The 26095-nt window shown below is 70.7% G+C and carries 26 protein-coding genes; 25 read left to right on the forward strand and 1 reads right to left on the reverse strand.

Features of this window, described 5'->3' with window-relative positions; genetic code table 11:
- The first annotated feature begins 163 nt into the window (after nt 1–163).
- From larC to VGB24_RS08915, 9 genes are all read left to right on the forward strand, one after another.
- The gene (gene larC, locus VGB24_RS08875) at nt 164–1333 is read left to right on the forward strand and encodes a nickel pincer cofactor biosynthesis protein LarC (protein WP_331072589.1); all 1170 of its coding nucleotides are present in this window, start codon (nt 164–166) and stop codon (nt 1331–1333) included.
- 74 nt (nt 1334–1407) lie between these two features.
- Nucleotides 1408–2667, forward strand: a complete 1260-nt coding sequence (locus VGB24_RS08880; protein WP_331072590.1) for a tetratricopeptide repeat protein — start codon at nt 1408–1410, stop codon at nt 2665–2667.
- A gap of 191 nt (nt 2668–2858) precedes the next feature.
- Nucleotides 2859–3401, forward strand: coding sequence for a DUF2007 domain-containing protein (locus VGB24_RS08885; protein WP_331023651.1), 543 nt, complete (start codon nt 2859–2861; stop codon nt 3399–3401).
- 133 nt (nt 3402–3534) lie between these two features.
- The gene (der, locus tag VGB24_RS08890) at nt 3535–4860 is read left to right on the forward strand and encodes a ribosome biogenesis GTPase Der (protein ID WP_331072591.1); all 1326 of its coding nucleotides are present in this window, start codon (nt 3535–3537) and stop codon (nt 4858–4860) included.
- A complete protein-coding gene (gene plsY, locus VGB24_RS08895; protein ID WP_331072592.1) occupies nt 4857–5516 on the forward strand; it encodes a glycerol-3-phosphate 1-O-acyltransferase PlsY in 660 nt (219 codons plus the stop codon). The genes der and plsY overlap by 4 nt, the downstream gene beginning before the upstream one ends.
- Nucleotides 5513–6523: an NAD(P)H-dependent glycerol-3-phosphate dehydrogenase gene (locus VGB24_RS08900; protein ID WP_331072593.1), complete on the forward strand. Its 1011-nt coding sequence runs from the start codon at nt 5513–5515 to the stop codon at nt 6521–6523. The genes plsY and VGB24_RS08900 overlap by 4 nt, the downstream gene beginning before the upstream one ends.
- Nucleotides 6520–6858, forward strand: coding sequence for a MerR family transcriptional regulator (locus VGB24_RS08905; RefSeq protein WP_331023655.1), 339 nt, complete (start codon nt 6520–6522; stop codon nt 6856–6858). The genes VGB24_RS08900 and VGB24_RS08905 overlap by 4 nt, the downstream gene beginning before the upstream one ends.
- A gap of 348 nt (nt 6859–7206) precedes the next feature.
- Nucleotides 7207–8091, forward strand: coding sequence for an outer membrane lipoprotein chaperone LolA (lolA, locus tag VGB24_RS08910; RefSeq protein ID WP_331072594.1), 885 nt, complete (start codon nt 7207–7209; stop codon nt 8089–8091).
- Between the two features lie 482 nt (nt 8092–8573).
- Nucleotides 8574–9074 carry a YajQ family cyclic di-GMP-binding protein gene (locus VGB24_RS08915; RefSeq protein WP_331072595.1) on the forward strand — a complete coding sequence of 167 codons (501 nt, stop codon included), beginning with the start codon at nt 8574–8576 and terminating at the stop codon, nt 9072–9074.
- 74 nt (nt 9075–9148) lie between these two features.
- Here the strand turns inward: VGB24_RS08915 and VGB24_RS08920 are convergent, their stop codons facing one another.
- Nucleotides 9149–9346: a hypothetical protein gene (locus tag VGB24_RS08920; protein WP_331072596.1), complete on the reverse strand. Its 198-nt coding sequence runs from the start codon at nt 9344–9346 to the stop codon at nt 9149–9151.
- Between the two features lie 25 nt (nt 9347–9371).
- Between VGB24_RS08920 and hemL the strand changes: the two genes are divergently transcribed.
- The 16 genes from hemL to VGB24_RS09000 all read left to right on the forward strand — a co-directional run bounded on the left by hemL (nt 9372) and on the right by VGB24_RS09000 (nt 26082).
- A complete protein-coding gene (gene hemL / locus VGB24_RS08925) occupies nt 9372–10688 on the forward strand; it encodes a glutamate-1-semialdehyde 2,1-aminomutase (protein WP_331072597.1) in 1317 nt (438 codons plus the stop codon).
- Nucleotides 10675–12039, forward strand: coding sequence for a SpoIID/LytB domain-containing protein (locus VGB24_RS08930; protein WP_331072598.1), 1365 nt, complete (start codon nt 10675–10677; stop codon nt 12037–12039). The genes hemL and VGB24_RS08930 overlap by 14 nt, the downstream gene beginning before the upstream one ends.
- Nucleotides 12040–12642: 603 nt before the next feature.
- Nucleotides 12643–13347, forward strand: coding sequence for a hypothetical protein (locus tag VGB24_RS08935; RefSeq protein ID WP_331072599.1), 705 nt, complete (start codon nt 12643–12645; stop codon nt 13345–13347).
- Entirely contained in the window at nt 13347–14354 is a 1008-nt protein-coding gene (locus tag VGB24_RS08940; RefSeq protein WP_331072600.1) for a Gfo/Idh/MocA family oxidoreductase, read from the forward strand. The genes VGB24_RS08935 and VGB24_RS08940 overlap by 1 nt, the downstream gene beginning before the upstream one ends.
- Nucleotides 14355–14404: 50 nt before the next feature.
- Nucleotides 14405–14833 (forward strand): ferritin-like domain-containing protein, encoded by a 429-nt coding sequence (locus VGB24_RS08945; protein WP_331072601.1) that lies wholly within the window; start codon nt 14405–14407, stop codon nt 14831–14833.
- Nucleotides 14834–15331: 498 nt separating this feature from the next.
- Nucleotides 15332–15535 carry a 50S ribosomal protein L31 gene (rpmE, locus tag VGB24_RS08950; RefSeq protein ID WP_331072602.1) on the forward strand — a complete coding sequence of 68 codons (204 nt, stop codon included), beginning with the start codon at nt 15332–15334 and terminating at the stop codon, nt 15533–15535.
- Between the two features lie 125 nt (nt 15536–15660).
- Complete coding sequence (gene prfA, locus VGB24_RS08955; RefSeq protein WP_331072603.1) at nt 15661–16731, forward strand: peptide chain release factor 1; 1071 nt, start codon at nt 15661–15663, stop codon at nt 16729–16731.
- A 112-nt stretch (nt 16732–16843) separates the two neighbouring features.
- Nucleotides 16844–17713 (forward strand): peptide chain release factor N(5)-glutamine methyltransferase, encoded by an 870-nt coding sequence (prmC, locus tag VGB24_RS08960; protein WP_331072604.1) that lies wholly within the window; start codon nt 16844–16846, stop codon nt 17711–17713.
- 14 nt (nt 17714–17727) lie between these two features.
- Nucleotides 17728–18084, forward strand: a complete 357-nt coding sequence (locus tag VGB24_RS08965; protein ID WP_331072605.1) for a YlbF family regulator — start codon at nt 17728–17730, stop codon at nt 18082–18084.
- Between the two features lie 16 nt (nt 18085–18100).
- A complete protein-coding gene (locus VGB24_RS08970) occupies nt 18101–18736 on the forward strand; it encodes a CDP-alcohol phosphatidyltransferase family protein (RefSeq protein ID WP_331072606.1) in 636 nt (211 codons plus the stop codon).
- A 34-nt stretch (nt 18737–18770) separates the two neighbouring features.
- A complete protein-coding gene (locus VGB24_RS08975) occupies nt 18771–20117 on the forward strand; it encodes an inositol-3-phosphate synthase (protein ID WP_331072607.1) in 1347 nt (448 codons plus the stop codon).
- A 440-nt stretch (nt 20118–20557) separates the two neighbouring features.
- Nucleotides 20558–21919: an amidohydrolase family protein gene (locus VGB24_RS08980; RefSeq protein ID WP_331072608.1), complete on the forward strand. Its 1362-nt coding sequence runs from the start codon at nt 20558–20560 to the stop codon at nt 21917–21919.
- Nucleotides 21916–22836: a cation diffusion facilitator family transporter gene (locus VGB24_RS08985; RefSeq protein WP_331072609.1), complete on the forward strand. Its 921-nt coding sequence runs from the start codon at nt 21916–21918 to the stop codon at nt 22834–22836. The genes VGB24_RS08980 and VGB24_RS08985 overlap by 4 nt, the downstream gene beginning before the upstream one ends.
- On the forward strand, nt 22833–23546 hold the full coding sequence (locus tag VGB24_RS08990; protein ID WP_331072610.1) for a methyltransferase domain-containing protein: 714 nt from the start codon (nt 22833–22835) through the stop codon (nt 23544–23546). Before VGB24_RS08985 ends, VGB24_RS08990 begins: the two co-directional genes overlap by 4 nt.
- A complete protein-coding gene (locus VGB24_RS08995) occupies nt 23543–24709 on the forward strand; it encodes an NAD(P)/FAD-dependent oxidoreductase (RefSeq protein ID WP_331072611.1) in 1167 nt (388 codons plus the stop codon). The genes VGB24_RS08990 and VGB24_RS08995 overlap by 4 nt, the downstream gene beginning before the upstream one ends.
- 449 nt (nt 24710–25158) lie before the next feature.
- A complete protein-coding gene (locus VGB24_RS09000; RefSeq protein ID WP_331072612.1) occupies nt 25159–26082 on the forward strand; it encodes a serine hydrolase in 924 nt (307 codons plus the stop codon).
- Nucleotides 26083–26095 lie beyond the last annotated feature (13 nt).

The raw sequence follows: 26095 nt of genomic DNA on the forward strand, positions 1-26095 counted from the left end.
CGTCGAACCCCGACCGAAGTTCTCCCCTCCCCGCTCATCAATACCTGCGGGGTGGCGCGCGTTTGACGCCGTCCGGCCCGCGCCCTAGAATGCGCGGCGTTTTTCCACCGCCGAGCCCGCGCGAAACCCGCGCGCCGCGAAGCGCCGAACGGACGGGCAACGAGTGCGCGGACTGATCTTCGACCCCTTCGCCGGGGTCAGCGGCGACATGACCGTCGCCGCGCTGCTGGACCTGGGGCTGCCGCTGGAGTGGCTCCAGCGCTTCGTCGCGGAGCTCAACCTGGGCGACGTCGGCGTGAGCGCCGAGCGCGTGGACCGCAAGGGGATCGCTGCGACCAGGCTGGTGCTGAACCTGCCACACGAGCACGCGCACCGGCACCTGCACCACGTGGTGAAGATCATCGAGGGCACCCGCGTGAGCCCCGAGGTGCGCGACCGTGCGGTGCATGCGTTCACGCTTCTTGCTGAGGCCGAAGCCGCGGTGCACGGCACCACGGTGCAGAAGGTGCACTTTCACGAGGTGGGGGCGCTGGACGCCATCATCGACGTGCTGTGCGCCGTCGCCGGGTGCCACGAGTTGGGCGCCACCGAGTTCTACACCCGTCCGGTGGCGCTGGGGCGGGGGTGGGTAGACATGGCGCACGGGAACTTTCCCGTGCCGCCGCCCGCGGTGCTCAAGCTGCTGGCGGGCATTCCCGTGCGCGACCCCGAGTTCGAGGGCGAGTGCACCACGCCCACGGGCGCCGCGCTGGTCAAGGCGCTGACGAACGGCGCGCCGCCGCCCGTGACCTTCACGCCCCTGGCGAACGGGTTCGGCGCGGGAACGCGCGACCCGCAGGACCGGCCCAACGTGCTGCGCCTGGTGCTCATCGAGCCGCAAGCCGGGGGCGAAGACGCGGTGATGGTGGTGCATTGCGACGTCGACGACTTGCCCCCCGAGTACGTGCCCACGCTGCTGCAGGCCGTGCTGGACGCGGGCGCGGCCGACTGCTCGGCGCAGCCGCTGGTGATGAAGAAGGGGCGCACGGGCGTCCGCATCGAGGCCCTCGCCGAGCCGGGCGCGCTCGACGCGGTGCAGGCCGCGCTCTTCCGGGCGGGCACCACCATCGGCCTGAGGTTCTGGCCGGCGGCGCGGCGCACCCTGCCGCGGCGGATGGAAGCGGTGACGTGGCGCGGGCAGGAGATCCGGGTGAAGCGCTCGGCGCTCCCCGGCGGCGGCGAGCGCGCCAAGCCGGAGTTCGACGACGTGGCGCGCGCCGCCGCGAACCTGGGGATCACTCCCCTGGAGGCGTACCGGGGCCTGCTGGCCGACGGCGTGGCCCGGGAACAGTGAACCGGCCGGATGCGTCCGGCCCGTATCGGCCCGCTCCCGGCGGAGCGGGCTTTTTCCACCAACGGAGGATGCTGATGAAGATCGATCGTGGCCTGGCCGTGGTGCTGGGCGGCGTGCTGGCGGCGGCGGCCTGCGCCCCCGCCGCCGGAACCGGTGGGGGCGGGGGCCCGCGCATCACGGTGCCCGTTCCGAGCGTCACCTGCGCGAGCGGACCCCTGACCAGCTTTGCGCAAGCCGACTCCGCGGCCAGCTCCATGGCCCTGGTGGGCACCATGGCCGACTCGGCACAGGGCCCGGCGTACGCCTCGGCCCTGGCGCAGGCGCGGCGCGCGGTCGCCGCGCAGCCCGAGAACGCGTACGCGCAGTACCTGGCGGGCCAGGCAGCCCTCGGAACGCGCGACTTCGCCGCCTCTGCCACCTACCTTGCCCGCGCGGAGCAGCTTTGCCCGGCGCTGGGTGAGTACGACATCGACCGGCTGCAGGCGGCCGGGGCGGGCAACGCCTTCAACGCGGCCACCGGGCTGCTGCAGGCCGGCGACACCACCACCGCCATCGCCAGCCTGGAAACGGCCATCGCGATGGACCCCAATGCCTACGCGGCCGAGTTCTACCTGGGGCTGATCAACTTCCAGCGCCAGAACACCGCCGAGGCCGTCACGCGCTGGCGCCGCGTGCTGCAGCTGCTGGAAACGATGCCCGCCGACACCTCGGCGGCCGAAAACCAGCAGCGCATGGACGTGCGCGGCAACGTGGTGAACGCGATGGTGCTGGCGGGCGTGCAGTACCTGCAGCGCGAGCAGAACGAGCCGGCGGTGCCGCTGCTGCAGGAGCTCACGCGCACGGTGCCCAACAGCGCCGACGCCTGGTACCACCTGGCGCTGGCCCAGTACAACCTGGAGCGCTGGAACGAGCTGGTGCCGGCCGGCCAGCGTGCCGTCGAGGTGGCGCCGCTCAGCTACGGCGCGTGGCTGCTGTACTACAACGCCTACGCGGGCCAGGCGCAGGCCGCGTCCGAGGCCAACCAGACGGCGCGGGCCAACGAGTTCAGCCGGCAGGCCGCCCAGGTGCGCACCCGCGCCGAGGCCCTTCCGGTTCGCGTCGAGGGGCTCTCGATCGACGTGGGCGACGAGGCCACCGCCATCACCGGCACCGCCGTCGGCACGGGGCGCACGGCCCCGGTGACGGTGGAGTTCACGCTCTACGGCGTGACGGGAACGCTGGGCACCGGCCAGGTGACCATCACCCCGCCGGCGGAGGGCCAGCGCGCCCCGTTCAACCTGACGGTTGCCAACACCCGCCCCATCACGGGCTACAGCTACCGGGTCGTGCAGTAACGAACCGGCCTCCGTACCTGCAGATCTGAACGCCGCGGCCGGCGGGGACCCGTTCCCCGCCGGCCGCGGTTCCTTCGTTCTCATCCCTCGATCCTCCCGCCCGTACGGTCCCCGCGCGTCCTGCACGCTTCTTGCGCCTTCGGCCGCCCGCGGCACCGTCGCCGCGGCCCCCACGTCCGGAGACCCGATCCTTGTCCGTCGAAAGCCCCGAAATTCCCGAGCAGGCGTTTCAGTGCGAGCGCTGCGGCGCCGAGTACGCCGGCGGCGAAGGCTGCCCCATCTGCGGCCTGCTGCGCGCCCCCGTTGCCTGCGAAGACGGCAGCCAGACCAACTTCCGCTGCGTCATCTGCGAGGCGCCCGTCTGCGGCAGCGAGCCCGAGGGCACCCGCCCCGTCACCTGCCAGCTGCACGAAGGCATCCCCGTCATGGAGGCGTGGGCCCAGGTGTACACCACCTCCGACGAGATCGAGGCCGGCCTGATCGTGCAGAACCTGCAGTCCGAGGGGGTGGACGCGCAGCTCTTCTCGCAGAAGGACGGCATCTTTCCCGTGGACCTGGGCGAGCTGGCCATCGTGCGGGTGATGGTGCCCACGTGGGAGTACGAGGGCGCCATCGAGATCATCCGCGCCCACATGGACACCAGCGGCGAGGTGAGCTTCGCCTGCCCGGCGTGCGGCGAGGCCTACGAGCCGGGCGACACGGCCTGCACCAGCTGCGGCGCGCCGCTGGGCTGAGCGGCGGTTCCGGAAGTCACGAAAGTAGCAGAGCCGGGGGAAGCGGCGGCCCGTGGAGTTCGCGGACGTTGGTCCGCGCTGTTACGTTTGTGGCTTTCGTGCCTTTCCCTACTTTCGTCCGTCAAGAGCACTCGTGAAGCTACCCGTGGTGGCCGTCGTCGGCCGGCCGAACGTCGGCAAGTCCACCTTTTTCAATCGCGTCCTCGGCGAGCGCATCGCCATCGTCGAGGACCGCCCGGGCGTGACCCGCGACCGCAACTACGCCCGCACCGAGTGGAACGCGCGCGAGTTCTACCTGGTCGACACCGGGGGGATGGTCGAAAACTCCGACGAGCCCATGGACCGCCTGATCCGCGACCAGGTGCTCACCGCCATCGCCGAGGCCGACGTGCTGGTGCTGATGGTGGACGGCCGCGCCGGGCCCCACCCGCTGGACTACGCCGTTTCCGAGCACCTGCGCCGGGCCGCCAAGCCCAACGTGCTGCTCGTCAACAAGATGGACAACCTGGGCGCCCCCACCGCCACCGGGCACCACGACTTCTGGGACCTGGGGCTGGGCGAGCCGCACCCGGTCAGCAGCCTCAGCGGCAAGGGGAGCGGCGACGTGCTGGACCTGATCGTCGAGCACCTTCCCGACATCGAGGGCGAAGAAGAAGAGGCGCTGCGGGTGGCCGTCATCGGCCGGCCGAACGTGGGCAAGTCGTCGTACGTCAACCGCCTGCTGGGCGAGGAGCGGCTGGTGGTGTCGGACGTGGCGGGAACCACGCGCGACGCCATCGACACGCCCATGCGCTACCAGGGGCAGAAGCTGGTGTTCGTCGACACGGCGGGGCTGCGGCGGCAGGCCAAGATCGACGAGGGGGTGGAGTTCTACAGCTCGCTGCGGACGGAACGCGCCATCGAGCGCGCCGACGTGTGCCTCCTGCTTCTCGACGCCACCGAGCCCATCGCCGTCCAGGACCTGAAGATCGCCGAAAAGGCGTGGGACACGGGGAAGGGGCTGATCATCATCTGCAACAAGTGGGACCTGGTAGAGAAGGAGACGATGACGGCGCCGCGGTACGAAAAGGAGATCCGCGAGCGCGCGCCGTACCTGCAGTGGGTTCCCATCCTCTTCACCAGCACCCTCACCGGCCAGCGGGTGCACCGCGCCCTGGAATTGATCGTCGAGGTGCAGGAGCAGCGGCAGCGCCGAGTCTCTACCCACGAGGTCAACGAGGTGATGCGGGCGCTGACCATGCGGACCAAGCCGCCCGCCTCGCACGGCCGCCCGGTGAAGTTCCTGTACGGCACCCAGGTGGCCGTCGCGCCGCCCACGTTCATCCTGTGGGTGAACGATCCCGAGGGCGTTCCCGAGAGCTACGAGCGCTACCTGATGAAGGGCTTCCGCGAGGCGTGGGGGTTCCAGGGCTCCCCGCTGGTCATCCGGCTGCGCCGCCGCGACGAGGAGCGGGAGTGACGCCCGCCCTGCTCGTCCTCGCCGCGTACCTGGTCGGCGCCATCCCCGCCAGCTACATCGCCGGGCGGATGGCGAAGGGCATCGACCTGCGCGAGCACGGCAGCGGCAACCTGGGCGCCACCAACGCCTTCCGCGTCCTCGGCGCAAAGGTGGCGGCTCCCGTGGTCGTCTTCGACATCCTCAAGGGCACCCTTCCCGTGGTCGCCTTCAGCCAGTGGGACGGCTCGGCGGACTGGCGGTGGGAGCTGGCCTACGGCGCGGCGGCCATCGTCGGCCACGTCTTTCCGGTGTACATGCGCTTCCGCGGCGGCAAGGGCGTGGCCACCAGCGCCGGGGTGTTCCTGGCCCTGGCGCCCGAGGCCGTGGGGCTGGGGCTGCTCACCTGGCTGATCGTTCTCAAGCTCACGCGCATGGTGTCGGCCGGGTCCATCGCCGCGGGCGTGGTCGTCGGCGTGCTGCTGGGCTTGAACGTTCCCGCCGAGCGGCTGGAGGTGCGGGTCCTGGGCGGCCTCATCGTGGCGTTCATCATCTTCGCCCACCGCGCCAACGTGGGGCGGATCATGCGGGGCGAGGAGCACCGCTTCGGGATGAAGAAGGAGCCGCGGGCCACGGTGGCCGCCGCGGCGGTGACGGCGGACGCAAAGGGGGCCGAATGACGTCGCGCGCGGCGGTGATCGGCGCGGGAAGCTGGGGCACCGCCCTCGGCAACCTGCTGGCGGGCAAGGGCATCGACACGGTCGTCTGGTCGTACGAGCCCGACGTGGCGGATTCCATCAACCGCGAGCACGTCAACCGCAAGTACCTGGACGGCATCGAGCTCGCGCCGTCGATGCACGCCACGCCCGACATGGCCGAGGCGGTGCGCGGCGCGGACCTCGTCCTTTCCGTGTCGCCCTCGCACGTGGTCCGCCAGGTGATGGCGCAGGCGGCGGAGCACATGGAGGAGGGGGCGCTGCTGGTCAGCGCGTCGAAGGGCATCGAGAACGATTCGCTGAAGACGATGGACGGCGTGCTGGCCGACGTGCTTCCCGAGCGGGCGGCGCGCGCGGCCTGCTTTCTTTCCGGGCCCAGCTTCGCCATGGAGGTGGGGCGCGGGTTTCCCACCGCCGTCACCATCGCCTCGCACGACGCCGACGCGGCCGTGCGCGCGCGGGACGCCTTCCAGACCGCCCGCTTTCGCGTCTACACCAGCGCCGACGTGGCCGGGGTGGAACTGGGCGGGGCGGTGAAGAACGTCATCGCCATCGCGGCGGGGACGGTGGAGGGGATGGGGTTCGGCTTCAACACGCAGGCGGCGCTGATCACCCGAGGGCTGGCGGAAATCACGCGGCTGGGGCAGGCGATGGGCGCGGACCCGCGCACGCTGGCGGGGCTGGCGGGCATCGGCGACCTGATGCTCACCTGCATGGGCGGGCTCAGCCGCAACCGCACCGTGGGCGTGGAGCTGGGCAGGGGGCGGAAGCTGGACGACATCCTGGGCGGGATGGTGATGGTGGCCGAGGGGGTGAAGACGGCTCGCTCGGCGCGCGACCTGGCGCGGCGGATGAACATCGAGATGCCCATCGTAGAGGCCGTCTACTCCATGCTGTTCGAGGAGCTGGACCCGCGCCGCGCGGTGGAGCAGCTGATGCTGCGCGAGCCCAAGGCGGAGCACCACGGATGAAGCGCCCGCAGCGCGAGTTCTATTCGATCGGCGAGGTGTGCGAGCTGTTCGACGTGAAGCCCCACGTGCTGCGCTACTGGGAAACGCAGTTCCCCGCGCTGTCGCCGCCCAAGAACCGCTCCGGAAACCGCGTGTACCGCGCGCGCGACCTGGAGCTGATCGCCCTGATCCGCCACCTGGTGCACGACGAGCGCTACACGCTGGAAGGCGCCCGCAAGCGCATCGACGAGCTGCGCCAGGAAGGCGCCGCCTCCGAAGCCGCCTCGCGCGCGCTGGAGCGCTCGTTCGTGCGCTCGCTGCGGGCGGAGCTGGAGGAGATTTTGGAACTGCTTTGAACGGCAGTGCGTGAGTGCGTGAGTGCGTGAGTGCGTGAGTGCGTGAGTGCGTGAGTGCGTGAGTGCGTGAGTGCGTGAGTGCGTGAGTGCGTGAGTGCGTGAGTGCGTGAGTGCGTGAGTGCCATCCGCCCGCTCGATGTCATCCCGACGGAGCGGCCACGGGGAACCTGCCGTCATGTCGAAGCCCGCAGCGACCGAGGGATCCGCCACACACTTCGCTCTACGCGCAGTACGACGCCCGCGCGCGGCATCCGGGCTCTCGATCCGCAAACAGGAACGCTCGTTGCTCCGGGCGGGTATCCACAACCAGCATCACGACCCTGACTTCACCGAACGCGTGGACGATAGATGATGATGAACCACCTCCGCATCCCCCTGCTCGCGCTGACGGCCGCCCTCGCGGCGTGCGGCGGCCGCGGCGAGCCGTCGACCGCCAGGACGGAGTCGCCGAAGCAGGCCCCGGCCGACGGCCAGGTCCCTGCCGCGCGCATCCAGCGGCCGGCACCCGGCACCGGCCAGCCGGTGGACGTCACGAATCCCGCGCTTGCGGCGCCCCGCCGCGATGGCACGCCGCAGCCGGCAGCGGCCCCGGGCCAGCCCGTGCCGGGACAGGCGCCCGCGCCGGCTCCCGCGGCGGCGCGGAGTTCGGACCGCGCGGCCGAGATCCTGACGCGGGTGGAGCAGGCGGCCAACGGCATCCGCTCGCTGGAAGCGGACTTCACGCAGACGCTGAACGTGCCGCTGCTGGGAAGCAACCAGCGCAGCGTGGGCAAGCTGTACCAGCGCAAGCCCGACCGCTTCCTGATGCGTTTCAGCGATCCCGACGGCGACGTGATCGTTGCCGATGGGCGGTACTTCTGGCTGTACTATCCCAGCAGCGACCGCACGCAGGTCATCCGCACCAGCATCGCCGAGGGCGGGCAGAGCGTGGACCTGCAGCAGCAGTTCCTCAGCAACCCCAACCAGCGCTTCGTCGCCACGCTGGCGGGTGACGAGTCCGTCGCGGGCCGCTCGTCCTACGTGTTGACGCTGGTGCCCCGCGGCGCCTCGGCGTACAAGATCCTCAAGATCTGGGTGGACAAGGAGGATTACCTGGTCCGCCGCTTCGAGATGACCGAGGAGAACGAGTCCGTCCGCCGCGTGGAGCTGCGGAACGTGCGCACCAACCACGCGCTGGCGAACAGCCTCTTCACCTTCACGCCCCCCGCCGGCGCGCAGATCATCCAGCAGTGACGTGATCGGCGGATGGTGAACACGAGGCCCTCTCCCGATGTCGGGAGAGGGCCTCGTCGCGCTTGCTTGACCTGCACGTACGCCACGCCTGCCGACGGGCGAACGAATTCTCCCCTCTCCGCATGCGCAGCATGCGGGGAGGGGCCGGGGGAGGGGCCACGCGCGGCATGCGCCGGCAGTCCTTCGAAGCGCTCCCATGCCTCACTGAGACGTGTCTAAGGCTTCTATGACCGCTACCGCGCCCGGGTTTGTACGTGTCTGCGGTTAGATCCTTCGGCCCGCGGGGTGTCGTCACTGGGTGAGTGCGGTGCGCTTGGGCCTCAGGATGACAGGGTTGATTGCGCGCCCCACGCCAGGCGACCGGGTGCGTGGTTCTGCGCTCTCGCCCGGTTGCTTCACGCGCGGCATCCCCGCTTGCCTCGCCCGCGCCACCCGGCCTACATTGGCGCCGAGACAATGAACTGCTACGGGGCGACTTACGCATGGCCAAGACATCCAGCTTCGACATCACCTCCAGCGTAGACCTGCAGGAGGTGGACAACGCCGTGAACCAGGCGACCAAGGAAGTCGCGCAGCGCTACGACTTCAAGGGCGCCACGGTAGAGATCGACTTCAGCAAGAAGGACGGCACGCTCAAGCTGCTGGCCGACGACGAGTACAAGATGACGGCGCTGATCGACATCATCCAGAGCAAGCTGATCAAGCGCGGCGTGCCCATCCGCAACCTGGACTACGGCGACGTGGAGCAGGCGTTCGGCGGCAAGGCGCGCCAGACGATCACCCTGGTGCAGAGCATCAGCACCGAAAAGGGCAAGGAGATCGTCAAGTCCATCAAGGAAGCGGGCTTCAAGAAGGTGAACGCGCAGATCCAGGACGAGCAGGTGCGCGTGACGGCGCCTTCCATCGACGACCTGCAGGCCGTGATCGCCCACCTGAAGAAGCAGGACTTCGGGCTGGAGCTGGCGTTCGGCAACTACCGCTAGCCGGTGCCGGGGAGAAAGCGACGCGTGCCGTCCCGAGCTCGTGGGGACGGCACGCGTTCATCCACGGGGGATGGTCAGTTCAGGCCGTCGGTGTGGTCGCCCTGCGCGGAGTCCTGGCGCGCCTCGGCCTTCTCTTCGGCGGCCTCTTCGGTGTCGCCCGAGCGGGCCTCTTCGGCCGCTTCGTTGTTGTGGTCTTCGGCGTTGTCGTTGCAGGCCGTGGCGCCCAGCGAGAGCACGGCGAGCAGCGCGGCCATCCAGAATCGGTTCTTCATTCGTACCAGTCCAGGTAGGTTTTAGATGTCTGTAACCCCGGTGGCACGAGAAGGCAATTACGCGGCCAGCGCCGCCCTCTTCCGCCGCGCGTGCGAGGTGATCCCCGGCGGCGTCAATTCGCCGGTGCGCGCGTTCCGGGCGGTGGGCGGCGAGCCGTTCTTCGTCGATCGTGCGGCGGGGTCGCGCATCTGGGACGTGGACGGCAACGAGTACATCGACTACGTGCTGTCGTGGGGTCCCATGATCCTGGGGCACGCGCACCCCGCGGTCATCCAGGCGGTGACGGAGGCGGCCCAGCGCGGCACCTCGTATGGCGCGCCCACGGAGGCCGAGGTGCAGCTGGCCGAGGCGGTGCGGGAGTTCTTTCCGTCGATGGAGCGCGTCCGCCTGGTGAACAGCGGCACGGAGGCGACGATGAGCGCCGTGCGGCTGGCGCGTGGATTCACCGGCCGCGAGATGATGCTGAAGTTCGAGGGCCACTACCACGGCCACGGCGACTCGTTCCTGGTCAAAGCCGGGTCCGGCGTGGCTACGCTGGGCCTTCCCAACTCGCCCGGCGTTCCCGCGGACCTTTCCAAGCTGACGCTGACGGCGCCGTTCAACGACCTGGAGGCGGTGGAGACCGCCTTCCGTGCGCACCCGGGGAAGATCGCCTGCGTGATCCTGGAGCCCGTCGTGGGCAACGCGGGCTTCCTGCCGCCGGACGAGGGCTTTCTCCACGGGCTGCGGCGCATCACCGAGGAGCACGGCGCGCTGCTGATCTTCGACGAGGTGATGACGGGCTTTCGCGTGGCCCCCGGCGGCGCGCAGGAGCTGTTCGGCATCCGCCCGGACGTTACCACGCTGGGCAAGGTGATCGGCGGCGGGCTGCCCGTCGGGGCGTACGGCGGGCGGGCGGACGTGATGGCGCACGTGGCGCCGGTGGGACCCGTCTACCAGGCGGGGACGCTCTCGGGCAATCCCCTGGCGATGGCGGCGGGGCTGGCCCAGTTGAAGATCCTGCGCGACGAGAACCTGTATCCCGAGCTGGAGCGGAAGACGAAGCGGCTGGTGGAGGGGCTGCTGGCGAACGGCGCCGAGATGGGCGTGCCCATGTGCGGAGGCAGCTACGGCTCCATGTGGGGCGTATTCCTTGCGGCGGGGCCGGTACGCACCTTCGAGGACGCGAAGGGTTCCGACGTGGAGACGTTTCGCCGCTTCTTCCATGCGGCGCTGCAGCGGGGCGTGTTCTTCGCGCCCTCCGCGTTCGAGGCCGGGTTCCTGTCTACCGCCCACACCGATCAGGATGTCGAAGAAACCATCTCCCGCGCCCGTGACGCACTCCGCTTTGCGCTGGCGTAAGCTGGCGGGCGCCTTGGCGCTCGCCGTCCTGGGCGCCTGCGCGCCGCGCGGGCCCCGGGTGCCCACGGTACCCGTCGTGGTCATCCGCGACACGGTAACGACGCCCACCCGTCCGCCGCGCGACACGGTGGCCATCCCCGCGACGCCCACGGCGGACACGGCCGCGTTCCCCGAGTCCCTGCTGGCGCCGCGGGTGCGCGTGGGCCTGGTGGTCGACACGGCGCGCATCGAAATCACCTCCGCCGGCGCGTTCTCCGTGCTGACGGACGCGGGGCAGCAGGTCGCGAGCCTGGGCGCCGGTGCCACGGCCACGTTCGCCGACGCCGGGGGCACCATCACGCTGACCAGCCGCACGGGTGCGGGCGGGGGTGGGCCGGGCGGCGCCGGGCTTCGCGCGCCGCTGGTCATCCGTCCCGCCGCGCCGCACGGCACGCTGTCGGTGAAGGGCCAGGCGTACCGGGGGGAACTGGTGGTGCAGGACGCGCCGCGCGGCGGGCTGACTATCGTCAATCGCCTGGACATGGAGACGTACCTGCTCGGCGTGGTGCCGCGCGAAATCGGCAACGTGCAGGCCGACGTGTTCGAGGCGGTGAAGGCGCAGGCGGTGGCGGCCCGCACCTACGCCGCCATCTACATGGGGCGGCGGTCGGCGCAGGGGTTCGACGTGTACGCCACGGTGGAGGACCAGGTGTATGGCGGGCAGGCGGCGGAGTACCCGCTGGCCTCGCGCGCCGTGCGCGAAACCGCCGGCGAAATCATCACGTACAGCGGCCAGCCGATCACCGCCTACTACCACAGCACCTGCGCCGGGCAGACGGCAGCCATCCACGAGGTGTGGAACAACGCGCCCATCCCGTACCTGGTGGCGGTCCGCGACGTGGACCCGCGCACGGGCGAGGCATACGACAAGGTGAGCAGCCGCTTCCGCTGGACGGAGCGCTGGACGCACGAGCAGCTGGTGGGCATCCTGAACCGCACGATGGCGGATTCGCTGCGCGGCCGGCGCATCACCCGCATCGACGACATGCGGGTGCTGGAGCGCACCCCGTCCGACCGCATCCGCGCGATGCGCCTGGCGACGGACGCCGGCACCTTCACGCTGGGCAAGGACCGCATCCGGTGGATCCTGACGCCCGCGTCTCGCGCCGGCATCCTGAACAGCAGCAAGTTCGACGTGAGGCTGGTGCGCGAGGGCGGGCGCGTGACGGAGATCGTGGCGGAGGGTGGCGGCTGGGGCCACGGCATCGGCATGTGCCAGGTGGGCGCCATGGGCCGCGCCCGCGCCGGGCAGGATTACCGGACCATCCTGCGCGCCTACTATCCGGGCACGCAGATCGTCGATCAGTACTGAGCCGCGGCGCAACGGTGTCATCCTGAGGCCCAGCCGAACGACACTGGCCCGCAGCACAAACGACGCGGGCCGAAGGATCTAGCCGCGGACGGGTAACAAGCTTGGGCGCGGCAGCGGTCTGTGAAGCCGAGGCCTCGGCTGCCGTGGGGCCCTCACCCGGCCGCGCTGACACGCGTGCCACCCTCTCCCACAAACAGCGTGGGAGAGGGGGTACACTTCGGGGTTGGGTGCGTCAGGTTGGGCTGGTGCTCGGGCCGGCGCCCCCCATCCCCAACCCTTCCCCCGCAAACAGCCTCGCGGGAAGGGGGCCAGTCGGGCGCGCGAGGCCGGCCGGAGCGCATTCGAATTCTCCTCTCCCCCATGGGGTTTATGGGGGAGAGGCCGGGAGAGGGGGGCGGCCGCGGCATGCACCTGCACCAGCCGAAGCGCAATTCAGGTCTCCCCCTCCCCTGCAAAGCGGGAGACGGGGGCCGGGGGGAGGGGGCCCACCGCGGCATGCGCCGACCTCAGTCGCCCCGCAATCGAAGTTCCCCCCTCTCCCGCGCGGTTTTGCGGGGGAGGGGCCGGGGGAGGGGGAACCGCAACCACACGAACGACCACGAGATGCCCCGCAGCACATCGAACTGGATCGTCCTCGCGGCGGCGCTACTCGCGTGGCCCGCACACGCACAGGACGCGGCGGACTACGACTACGAGAACCTGGTCCTGACGGGCGTGGGGGCTCACGTCAGCGTGGTGTTCCCCTCGCGATCCGAGGCCACGCTCGGGTTCAACCTGCGCGCGGACCTGGGGCTGCTGGGCCCCAACCTGCGCATCGCGCCCGGCCTCACCTACTGGCAGTCGACCTTCCGCGCGGGTGAAGTGGACCGCATCGAGGAGCGGATCGAGGCGTCGTGCGAGCGGGGTGGCAGCCCGTGCTCGGGCATCGACCTGGGGACCATCCAGATCAGCGACCTTTCCCTCGATGTCGATGCTCACTACCTGTGGACCACCGCGGTGGGAATCGAGCCGTACGCCGGGGCGGGCGTGTCGCTGCACCTGCAGAACGGGAGCGGCGAGTTCATCGAGAACACGTTCGGCGAAGAACTGCTGGACCAGGTCGCGCCGGGGCTGAACCTGGTGGCCGGCGCGGAGATGCCGCTGGCCGGCAACCTGCGCGTGCTGGCCGAAGCCCGCGGCGTGCTGACCAGCAACCTGCGATCGTTCAGCGTGGGCGTGGGGGGCAGCTGGGCGTTTCCGTCGGACATGCGCCGCCCCGTGATGCCGCCACCCGCCACGCCGCCGACCTCCACCTCGATCATTCGCTGATGGCCATCTCCCGTCCCCCCGTCCGGCTGGCCGTGCTGGGCGCCGGCTCCGTCGCCCAAGTGGTGCACCTTCCCATCCTCACGCGCATGCGGGGCGTGGAGGTGGTCGCCGTGGCCGACCGCGACGCGCACACCGCGCGCACCATCGCCAGCCGGTTCGCGATCCCCACCGTATCCACCGAGGCCGAGCAGGTGCTCACCGACGACGTGGACGGCGTGGTGGTGTGCACCCCCAGCAACCGCCACGAGGAGCAGGTTCGCGCGGCGCTCCGGGCCGGCAAGTTCGTGCTCTGCGAGAAGCCCCTTGCGCTGACCGCCGACGGCGTGGCGCGCATCATGGACGAGGAAGGCGCGCAGGGGCGGCTGATGGTGGCCATGAACCAGCGCTACCGGCCGGACACCACGGCGCTTCGCCAGTTCGTCTCCGGCGGCGAGCTGGGCGACGTGTACTACCTGAAGACGGGGTGGCTGAACCGGTACCGTCCCAAGGGCCGCACCTGGCGGGAAAGGAAGTCGACGGCGGGCGGCGGCGCGTTCATGGACCTGGGGCTGCAGATGCTGGACCTGGCCCTGTGGACGCTCGGCTATCCCAAGCCCGAGCGCGTTTCGGCGCACATGCACTCGCCCGCGGGGAGCGAGGTGGAAGACTCGGCCGCGCTGGTGCTGCGGCTGGAGGGCGACCGGCTGATCAACCTGGACTGCACCTGGAACCTGCTGGCCCGCAAGGACCGCCAGTACCTTCACGTGATGGGCACCGCCGGGTCTGCCTCGCTGTCGCCGCTGGCGGTGTTCAAGGACATGCCGGCCGGGCTGGTGGAGGTGACGCCCCCCGTGCAGGCGTCGCGCGAGAACGCGTTCACCGCCAGCTATCGCAACGAGCTGCAGGCGTTCGTCGAGCTTGTGCGCGGAGACCGCAGGGTGGACGCGCCGGGGGAACACCTTGTGCTGATGCGGCTGGTGGAGGCCGCGTACCGCTCCGCGGCCGAACGGCGCGAAGTCGCGCTGTAGGGCCGCGTACGGGCGGCCTGAAGACATCCGGAACAGGGAGGACGAACAGAATGGCGGACCTGAAGGCGTTGATCGACGGATTGAACGAGGACCTCGCGGCCGAGTACCAGGCCGTGATCATGTATCGCACCTTCGCCGCCCTGGTGACGGGGCCGTGGCGGATGGACCTGCGGCCGTTCTTCGAGAACGAGATCCCCGACGAGCTGGGGCACGCCGCGTTCCTGGCCGACAAGATCGTGGCGCTGGGCGGCATTCCCACCACGCAGGCGCAGCCGGTGCCCATCCCCCGCGACAACCGCGAGATGCTGGCCGTGGCCCTGCAGGCCGAGGTGGATACGATCGAGCGCTACACCAAGCGCATCCAGCAGGCGGAAGAGGCGGGCGAGATCAGCATCAAGCTGCAGCTGGAAAACCTGCTGGTGGACGAAAGCCAGCACCGCGACGACATCCGCCGCATGCTGGAGGGGTGGAAGGAGTAGTGCGTGAGTGCGTGAGTGCGGACCGGCCCGGGTGGTGAACCCGGGCCGGTTCGTTTTTGGAGAACCCTGGTGGGGGAGCGGATGAATCCGCCGCAGCGACCGAGGAACGTCGGCTCGCGCGGCCCCGGCACCCCCTGAGCGGGTGAACCCGCGGCTGAGAAAGCGGAAAGCCCCGGCCCGGGCCGCCGGCGCGTCCCGTCCGGGGGCTTCAACCGCACGCACGCCGAAGCTGCCGTAGCGCGATCGAATTCTCCCCTCTCCCGCTTGCGGGAGAGGGGCCGGGGGTGAGGGCAGCCGAGGAATGCGCCGGCCTCGATCCAAAACGCACCAGGGCTCGTGCGGGTCCGTCTGCCCTCGCGCCGAAGCTCGCTGGGGGCGGGTTGCCCGAATCCGCCACATCCGCTAGTTTTGATGATTCTCCGGCTGCCCGTATCGCGCGAACCGTCGCGCGGGGGCGAGCCACTGTTTCAAGCCGACGAACCGACAGGTGGTGGCGATATGAAGGCCGACATTCATCCGACGTACAACACCGCGAAGGTGCACTGCGCCTGCGGCAACACCTTCGAGACCCGCTCCACCAAGGGCGACATCGGCGTCGAAGTGTGCAGCAACTGCCACCCGTACTACACGGGCAAGCAGAAGCTGATGGACACCGCGGGACGCGTGGAGCGCTTCCGGCAGCGCTACGCCACCGCCCAGTAAGCAGACGAAAGAGAGCCGGGGCCGCGCCCCGGCTCTCCGACTATCCAGCCCCGACGAGGCGCCTCCGCGGCCGTGCGAGGACGATCCCTCCCGCACTTCCGCACTGACGCACTCACGCACTCTCCATGGAAGACCGCATCTTCGACGCGCAGCGCAGGTACGACGACCTGTCCGTTCAGCTGGCCGACCTCTCCATTCACGCAGACCCCAAGCGGCTGCGCGAGGTGTCGCGCGAGCATTCGCGCCTGTCCGCAATCGTCGAGGCCGCCGCCCGGCTGCGGCGCGCCCGCGAAGAGCTGGAAGGCGCGCAGGCCATGCTGGCCGATGCCGCGGGCGATCCCGAGATGGCCGAGATGGCCCGCGCCGAGGCCGACCACCTCACCGTCGAGGTGCGGCGGCTGGAAGGCGAGCTGAAGCTTCTGCTCATTCCCCGCGACCCGCTGGACGACCGCGACGCCGTGGTCGAGGTGCGCGCCGGCACCGGCGGCGACGAGGCCGCCCTGTTCGCGGGCGAGCTGTTCCGCATGTACTCGCGCTTCGCCGACCGGCAGGGCTGGAAGCTGGAAGTGCTCAGCGTGTCGGAGGGTACGGCCGGCGGCTACAAGGAAGCCGTCTTCATCGTCCGCGGGGGCCACGCGTACGGCGACCTTCGCTACGAGTCCGGCGTGCACCGCGTGCAGCGCGTGCCCGCGACCGAAACGCAGGGGCGCATCCACACCTCCGCCGCCACCGTGGCCGTGCTGCCCGAGGCCGAAGAGGTGGACGTGCAGATCAACCCCAACGAGCTGAAGATCGACGTCTACCGCAGCTCGGGGCCCGGCGGGCAGTCGGTGAACACCACGGACTCCGCCGTGCGCATCACGCACCTGCCGACCGGCCTCGTCGTCACCTGCCAGGACGAGAAGTCGCAGCACAAGAACAAGGACAAGGCCATGGGCGTGCTGCGCTCGCGCCTGCTGGACATGCGCATCGCCGAACAGGAGTCCGCCCGCGCGCGCGACCGCAAGTCGCAGGTGGGCACCGGCGACCGCTCGGCCAAGATCCGCACCTACAACTATCCCCAGAGCCGCGTGACCGACCACCGCATCGGCTTCACCACGCACGCGCTGCAGCAGTTCCTGGACGGCGCCATCGACGAGGTGATCGAGAACCTGAAGCTGGCCTCGCAGGAAGAGCGCGAGGACCGCGCGGCCTGACCGGCGCCGGCGCGCCGCATTGACGCCGCGGGGGGAACACACGAGTTTGCGCGCCGCGGGCCCCGATGGGTCCGCGGCGCTTTTCCGTGCCGCACACCGAGGCGAACGGCCGTTGCAGACCGAGACCAAGCGCTGGACCCTCGTGGAGATGCTCCGCTGGACGGCGGAGTACCTGGGCGGCAAGGGCTTCCACAACCCCCGGCTGAACGCCGAGCTGCTGCTGGCCGGCATGCTGGGCCTCAAGCGGCTGGACCTGTACCTTCAGTACGACCGCCCGCTCAGCCCCGAGGAGCTGGCCGAGTTCAAGGCCCGGCTGCGCAGGCGTGCGCGCCGCGAGCCGTTGCAGTACATTGACGGAACCGCCGCGTTTCGTGACCTTGTGCTCAAGGTCGATCCCCGCGTGCTGATCCCGCGGCCGGAGACGGAGCGCCTCGTCCAGGAGGTGCTGGGCTGGATGGCCGGGCGCGAGGGGCTGGAGGCCATGGACCTGGGCACCGGATCCGGCGCCATCGCCCTGGCGCTGGCGACGGAAGGGCCGTTCGCCCGGGTGGTGGCCACGGACCTGCGCGAAGACACGCTGGCCGCGGCGCGCGCCAACCACGAGGCCGCAGCTCCGGACGCGCCGGTGCAGTTCCGCGCGGGCGACCTGTTCGAGCCGGTCCGCGGCGAGGTGTTCGACGTGATCGTCTCCAACCCGCCCTACATCGGCGAAGAGGAGCGGCCCGCCCTTGACGCCGAGGTGGTTGACTGGGAGCCGCGGGCGGCGCTCTTCGCCGGGGTGGGCGGGCTGGACGTCATCCGCCCCCTCGTGGCCCAGGCTCCCGGCCACCTGCGCCCCGGCGGGCTGCTGGCGCTGGAGATCGGGGCGGGGCAGGGTGCCGCCGTGGCGGAGCTGATCGAGCAGACGGGCGCCTTCGACACGGCGCGGGTAAAGCAGGACCTGGCGGGGCGCGACCGCTTCGTGCTCGCCGAGCGACTATGACAAGGGACGTTGGGATGGAACCGATCTGGGAACGGGCGCGCGAAGTAGGCAGGCAGATCGCGCACAGCAGCGAGTACGGCGCCATGAAGCGCGCCAGCGAAACCCTGCAGAACGACCGCGAGGCCGTGACGCGCCTCAACCGGCTCCAGCAGCTGGAGGCCGGGTTCGCGCGCGCCATGCAGGGCGGCAGCGAGCCCCCGCTCGAGGAGCAGGACGAGTACGAGCGGCTGGTGGGCGAGGTGCAGACCATCCCCGCGTACCAGGCGTTCGAGACGGCACGGGCCAACCTCGACCAGCTGATGGCGCGGGTGAACGAGGAGATCGAAAAGGGGATCCAGGCGGGCGAGCAGAGCCGTATCATCCTGACCTGACCTTACACTCCGCCCCATGAAGCTTCAGCCCAGCGCGCTGCGCGACCAGGGAACCCGGCTGCTGCAGCCGGTGATGGACCTGTTCGTCCGCACGGGGCTCACGCCCAACGGAGCCACCACCATCGGCTTCGTGGTGACGGCGGGGGCGGGGATCGCCTACTTCTTCGGGCACCTGCAGCTGGGCGGGCTCCTGGTGCTGCTGGGCGGGTTCTTCGACGTCGTCGACGGCTACATCGCGCGCCGGCGGTCGATGTCCACCACCTTCGGCTCGTTCTACGACTCCACCCTGGACCGCGTGTCGGAGGTGGTGGTGCTGATGGGGGTGATGTCGCTGTACGTGGGCGACCGGCCCACTTTGGGCGTGTGGTGGATGGTGTACGTGGTGGCGGCCGCGATCGCGGGGTCGCTGCTGGTTTCGTACACCCGCGCCCGCGCCGAGGGGCTGGGGATCGACTGCAAGGTGGGATTGATGCAGCGCGCGGAGCGAATCCTGCTACTTGGAATCGCCACGCTGTTCTTTGGAAGCTGGCGCAGCGGCGTGGTGCTCACCTGGGTGATGCTGGCCATGGCCGCGCTCACCAACCTGACGGCGCTGTACCGGGTCTACTGGGTATACAAGTACACCAACGCTGCTCCGGCGGCGCGGCCGTAGGCCAAAACACCAGTCTGAAAGGGTCTGTCCGACCGTGCGGAACGAACAGTACACGCCGCGGCCCGCCGAGGGGCGCCTGGGAATTTTGCTCCCCGGGCTGGGAGCCGTGTCCACCACCTTCATCGCGGGGGTGGAGCTGGTGCGCCGCGGCATGGCGCGCCCCATCGGCAGCCTCACGCAGCTGGGCACCATTCGCCTGGGCAAGCGCACGGAGCACCGCGCGCCGGCCATCTCCGAGTTCGTTCCCCTGGCCGGGCTGGACGACATCGTGTTCGGCGCCTGGGACCCGTTCCCGGCCAACGCGTACGAGAGCGCCATGGTGTGCGGCGTGCTCAACAAGCACGAGCACGTCGAGCCCATCTCCGACTTCCTGATGGGCATCGAGCCCATGCAGGCCGTCTTCGACCAGAGCTACGTCAAGAAGCTGCAGGGCACCAACATCAAGCCCGGCAGCAGCAAGCGCGACTGGGTGGAAAGCCTTCGCGACGACATCCGCTCGTTCAAGGCGCGCAACGACTGCGACCGCCTGGTGATGGTGTGGTGCGGCAGCACCGAGGTGTACATCGTCCCCGGCGCGGTGCACCAGACGCTGGAGGGCTTCGAGCGGGCCATCGACGAGAACCACGTCGAGATCGCCCCCTCCATGCTGTACGCCTACGCCGCGCTGATGGAAGGCGTGCCGTACGCCAACGGCGCCCCCAACCTGTCGGTCGACATCCCGGCGCTGCAGGAGCTGGCCGAGGAGCGGGGCGTGCCCATCGCCGGCAAGGATTTCAAGACCGGCCAGACGCTGCTGAAGACCATCATCGCGCCGGGCCTCAAGGCGCGGATGCTGGGGCTGGACGGCTGGTTCAGCACCAACATCCTGGGCAACCGCGACGGCGAGGTGCTGGACGACCCGCAGTCGTTCCGCACCAAGGAAGAAAGCAAGCTGTCGGTGCTGGAGCACATCCTTCAGCCCGTCACCTATCCGGAGCTGTACGGCAAGTTCAGCCACGTGGTGCGGATCAACTACTATCCCCCGCGCGGCGACGCCAAGGAGGGGTGGGACAACATCGACATCCGCGGGTGGCTGGACTACCCGATGCAGATCAAGGTCGATTTCCTGTGCCGCGACAGCATCCTGGCCGCGCCCATCGTGCTGGACCTGGCGCTTTTCCTGGACCTGGCGTCGCGGGCGGGGATGGGGGGTATCCAGGAGTGGCTCTCGTTCTACTTCAAGAGCCCCATGCACGGCGAGGGGCTGTACCCGGAGCACGACCTGTTCATCCAGCAGATGAAGCTGAAGAACACGCTGCGCTGGATGATGGGCGAAGACCAGATCACGCACCTGGGGCTGGACTACTACCTGGATGAGGCGGATACGCTCGCCGGGGTGTAGGGAAGTGCGTGAGTGCGTGAGTGCGTTAGTGCGGAAGTAGGGAACCCGGTCCTCGTTGGGGACCGGGTTCTCTCGTTCGGGCCGGGCTCGCTGGGGCGACTGAAGTCGCGGCAACAACGGCCCGAAGTCCGCCTTCGCGGACTGCATCCGCAGCTGCGTGCACGACCGTAGCCGAAGCGCGGTTCAGGTCTCCCCCTCCCCTGCGCAGCGGGGGACGGGGGCCGGGGGGAGGGGGCTCCCAGAGGCATGCGCCGGCACTCGGTCGAACCCCAACCGAAGTTCCCCCTCTCCGCACAGCAGTACCGTGCGGGGAGGGGCCGGGGGTGGGGCCGCCGGGGGAGGGGGACCCGCGCCTGCTTGTTGCATCGCTCCCCGCCCACGATCCCGACGATTTCGCGTGTGCTGACGATCGACCTGAGCAGCGACCCTCACCGAGCCCGATGCCGGACCTGCCGCTGACCCTGTACCGCGCCGACTGGGTGCTTCCCGTGTGCGCCGCGCCCATCCGTGACGGCGCCGTGCTGGTGGGCACCGACGGCCGCATCGCCGCGGTCGGCCCGCGGCTGGCCATCGAGCCGCCCGAGGGCGCGGTGATCGAAGACCTGGGGCCGGTGGCGCTGATGCCCGGGCTGGTGAACGTGCACGCCCATCCCGAGCTCGCCATGTACCGCGGCGCGCTCGAAGACCTGAACTTCCGCGACTGGATCCTTCGCCTGGTGGGCTCCAAGCGCGCCGCCCTCACCGAGGCCGACTTCCACGCCGCCGCGCGCTGGACCATGGTCGAGGCGGTGCGCTCCGGCATCACCACGCTGGCCGCCACCGAGTCGTCGGGCGCCTCCGCCGCCGTGCTGTGCGAGTCGGGGCTGCGCGGCGTCGTTTACCAGGAGGTGTTCGGGCCCGATCCCGCGCAGGCGGACGAGTCCATCGCCGGCCTGCGCGCGGCCGTCGACGGTCTTCGCGCCTACGAGTGCGACCGGGTGATGATCGGCGTTTCGCCGCACGCGCCGTACACCGTGTCCGACGCGCTCTTTGCCGCCACCGCCGACTTCGCGCTGGCCGAGGGGCTGCCGATGGCGGTGCACGCGTCGGAGTCGCGCATCGAACAGATGCTGGTGCAGGCTGGCGAGGGCGACTTCGCGCCCGGGCTGCGGGCGCGGGGCATCGCCACGCCGCCGCGCGGACGGACGACGGTGGAGATGCTGGACCGCCTGGGCGTCCTTCGCGCGCGCCCCCTGCTGATCCATTGCGTCCTCCTCGACGCGGACGACATCCGTCGCGTGGCGGATACGGGCTCCGCCGTGGCCCACTGCCCGGTGGCGAACGCCCGCTTGGGCCATGGGCTGGCGCCCTATCCGGAGATGATCGAGGCCAACGTCCGCGTGGGGCTGGGCACGGACTCCGTGGGCAGCAACAACCGGCTGGACCTGCTGGAAGAAGCCCGCATCGCCTCCATCCTGCACCGCGCGCGCGTCGCCCGGCCCGACGTGCTGTCCCCCGCAGACCTGCTGAAGCTGGTGACCATCGACGGGGCGCGGGCGCTGGGGCTGGATTGGGCGATCGGCACGCTGGAGCCCGGGAAGGCGGCGGACCTGTGCGCCGTTTCCCTCGCCGCGCCCCACGTGCAGCCCGTGCACGATCCGCTCGCGGCCGTCTTTCACGCCGCCCGCGGCTGCGACGTGGTGATGACCGTCGTGGACGGGCGCGTGCTGTACCGCGACGGGCAGCTTTCCACGCTGGACCCCGCCGGGCTGGAGCCGCTGCTGGCGGATGCCGCGCGGCGGCTGCGCGAGGTGATGACGTGAGCTCGCCGGCGGGCAGCCTGGATGCGCGGGCGCGGGAGGTACGCCGCGTCCTGAACATCATGCTGGCCGTCAGCCTGGTGCTCGTCGCGGCGAAGACGGCCGCGGGGGTGGCGACCGGCTCGCTTTCCATCCTGGGCGGCGCGTTCGATTCGGGGCTGGACGTGATGACCACCTTGGCGGCCATCGCCCTGGCGCGCGTGGCCGCGGCCGAGCCCGACGAGCAGCATCCGTACGGCCACGAGAAGTTCGAGGCGCTGGGCGCGCTGGCGATGGTGGCCTTCCTCTCCATCTCCGTCTTCGAGCTGGTGCAGAGCGCCGTCGGCCGTCTGCGCGAAGGTGGGCACGAGGACGTGGATTCGTGGCTGGGCGTCGCGGTGATGAGCGGTTCGCTCGTCCTCGGTCTCGCCGCCTCCTTGTTCGAGCGGCGGAAGGGCCGGGCGCTCAATTCCGAGCTGCTCCTGGCCGATGCCGCGCACCTTCGCGCCGACGTCTACGTGACGCTGGCGGTGCTCGCCGGGCTGATGCTGGTGAAGCTGGGATGGCGGTCGGGCGACGCGTGGACGGCGCTGCTGGTGGCCGTGCTGATCCTGCGCACCGGCTGGGAGATCCTGCGCGAAACGGTGCCGGTGCTGGTGGACGAGGCCGCGGTGGAATCCACCGAGATCCGCCGCATGGCCGAGGCGATGCACGGAGTGGAGGCCGCCTACGACGTGCGCAGCCGCGGCCGCCCCGGGGCGCGGTTCGCGGAGCTGACCATCGTGGTGCCTACTGAAATCGGCCTGGAGGCCGCGCACGACATCGCCGACCTGGTGGAGGAGGAGGTGCGTCGCCGGCTGGGCGCGCGGCGCGTGGTGGTGCACGTGGAGCCCCGGTCCGCCGCGCCGGAGCCGGCGCTGAACCCGGGTGCCCACGCGTGACCTCGCTTCCGCGCGCCACCGGCGACGAACTGATGGATGAACCCGGCCAGGATGCGGCGGAACTGGCCCGCAGCCTGGCGGACCTGCGGGGCGTCAACCGCTGGCTGGGAGGCACGCGCATCGTCCTTCACCACCTTTCGCGGCTGGTCGCGGACGATGCGGGTCGAACCTGGCGCATCCTGGACGTGGGCACCGGCTCGGCGGACATCCCCCTCGCCATCGCGCACTGGGCCCGAGCGCGGGGGATCACGGTGGAAGTAGTGGCGACGGACCTTCATCCGACGACGCTGGACGTGGCGCGCGCGCGGATCGCCGCGCATCCCAACCTGCGCGCCGAATCGGCGGACGCCTTGGACCTCCACTACGCGGATTCTTCGTTCGACATCGCCCTCTGCTCCACTGCCCTCCACCACTTCAACGAGCGCGACGAGGTGCTGCGCGTGCTGCGGGAGATGGATCGCGTGGCGCGCGTGGGCGGGATCGTGAACGATCTCCGGCGGTCGCGCCCGGCGCTCGTGGGAGCGAACCTGCTCGCCGCGACCGTCTGGCGCACGCACCCCGTGACGCGGCACGACGGGCCGCTCTCCGTCCGCCGCTCCTTTACGCCCGCGGAGCTGCGCGAGCTCGCGGCGGCGGCCGGGCTGCGCGGCGCGCGCGTGCACGCCCACTTGCCGTTCCGCGTGGCGCTCGTGTGGGAAGCGGGAGGATGAGTATGGGCGAGTGGGACGTGGTGGTCGTCGGCGCGGGGCCGGCGGGGAGCGCGACGGCGGCGCGGCTGGCCCGACGCGGGCACGCCGTCCTGCTGCTGGACCGCGCCGCGTTCCCCCGCCGCAAGCCTTGTGGCGAATGCGTGAACCCCGCGGGCGTCGCGGCCCTGCGCCGGCTGGGCGCGCTCGACGCGGTCCTTGCCGCCGGCCCCGCGCCGCTGGACGGGTGGCGCATCGCCGCGGACGACCACGCGTTCGAGGGTCGCTTTCCCAAGGGCGTGCGGGGACTCGGGATCGCCCGCGACGTGCTCGACACGATTCTGCTGGAACATGCGCGCGACGCAGGCGCGGAGGTCCGCACGGGGATGAAGGTGAGGGACCTGGTCCGGCGCTCGGGGCACGTCGCGGGCGTGGTGACGGACGCGGGTGAGATCCACGCGCGCATCGTCGTGGGCGCGGACGGGCTGCGCTCGGTGGTCCTGCGGCGGCTGGACCTGCTGCGGCGGGGGCCCAGGCTGCGGAAGCTTGCGCTTACGGCCCACGTGCGGGGGATCGCGGGGCTGCGCGGGCGCGGGGAGCTGCGGGCGCGCGGGTGTGGGTGCCTGGGCGTGGCGGAGGTCGGTGGAGGGCTGGCGAACGTGACCGTCGTGGCCAGCGGACACGAGATGCACGAGGTGGGCGGCGGGCGCGAGGCGTACTTCGATGCAGCGCTCCGTAGCTACGGCCTCCGCAGCGCACAGCGCGTGGACGAGGTGCTGGCGACGGGCCCGTTCGACTGGCCGGTGCGCCGGGCGGTAGCGGACGGCGCCCTGCTGGTCGGCGACGCGGCCGGCTACTTCGACCCGTTCACCGGCCAGGGAATCTACCGCGCCCTCCGAGGCGCCGAGCTGGCGGCTCCGGTGATCGACCACGCGCTCCGTAGCGGGGACGTCTCCGCGGCCGCCCTCGGCTCGTATGAACGAGCCCGCCGCCGCGCCTTCGGGCCGGGGGAGCGGCTTCAGCACGTGATCGAAGCGTTCATCGCGCGTCCGGAACTGCTCCGGTGGGCCGCGGACCGCTTCGCCCGGCGCCCCGCGCTCGGAAACGCCATCATCCGCGCGACGGGCGACGTCAATCCGATCCGCTCGCTCCTGCGCCCGTCGCTCCTCGCGCAGTTGGTGGCGTAGCAGGGTGCGGCGCGTCGTCAGCGGTCCGCGGTGCGCGGGAGCGGGTGTGCGAGAGCGGGTGAACCCGCCGCTAGGAAAGCGGAAAGCCCCGACTCGGGTCGCTAGCGCGTCCCGCTCGGGGCTTCACCTGCACGCGCGCCGTACCTGCCGAAGCGCGATCGAATTCTCCCTTTCCCCCGCTTGCGGGGGAGAGGGCCGGGGAGAGAGGGCTGCCAGGGGCATGCGCCGGGAGCGATCGAAACGCACCTCACCCGTCTCTCGTCAGTCCACGCGCTGTACCCACGGGAGCGCACCGGGCTAGCTCCCTTCCCCCGCGCTGTTTGCGGGGGAAGGACTGGGGATGGGGGGCGCCGCGGCATGCGCCAGGGCTCGTCAAAACGCCCCGTACCATCCCGATCTGCCTCGAATCGAAGCTCGCGAACAGAAACCAACTTCCGCCATCGACCCCCATGAAGCCCACTCTCCCCGTCTCGCTCCTGCTCCTCGCCGCCGCCTGCGCCCCGGTTCCCCCCGCGCCACCGATGCCGATGCCGAACACCAATGCCATGTCCAGCCTGGAATCCGAAGTTCGCGCGCTGGTCGCCGCGGCGGCGGGAGATACGGCGGAGGTTTCCGTTGCGTTCCTCGACCTGCAGACGGGCGACTCGCTGCTGGTGGATGCTCACGTCCGGATGCACGCGGCCAGCACCATGAAGGTGCCCGTGATGATGGAGCTGTTCCGCCGCCGCTCCGCGGGCGAGCTGGCGATCGACCGGGGCATGATGCTCCGCAACGCGTTTACCAGCATCGCCGATAGGCAGACCTACTCGCTCACCCCCGGCGACGACAGCGATCCCGCGCTGTACGAGCGGGTGGGCGGGGAGGTGACGGTCAGCGAGCTGATGGAGCGAATGATCACGCGGTCCAGCAACCTGGCCACCAACGCCCTGATCGCCCTCGCCGAGCCGGCGCGCATTGCGGAACTGATGGAGCGCATCGGCGCGCGCGACATGCACGTGCTGCGCGGGGTGGAGGACAACGCCGCGTACCAGCGGGGGATGAACAACTCGACCACGGCGTATGCGCTGATGCGGGTGATGCGAGCGGTCGCGGACCCGTCGGTGGTAGGGGAGGACGCCTCACGCGAGATGCAGGCGATCCTTCAGCGGCAGGAGTTCACGGAGATGATCCCGGCCGGACTCCCCGCAGGCACGCGCGTGGCCAACAAGACGGGCAACATCACGCGCATCGCGCACGATGCGGCCATCGTGTACCCGCCCGGCCGAGCGCCCTACGTTCTCGTGGTCCTCACCCGCGGCTTTGCCGACCAGAACGCCGCCGCCGCGGTCGGCCGCGACATCTCTGCCGCGGTCTGGGGCCACGTCGTGCGATAAGCAGGCATCGGAG

The organism is Longimicrobium sp., assembly GCF_036399935.1.
In the GTDB taxonomy this organism is placed as follows: Bacteria; Gemmatimonadota; Gemmatimonadetes; order Longimicrobiales; family Longimicrobiaceae; genus Longimicrobium.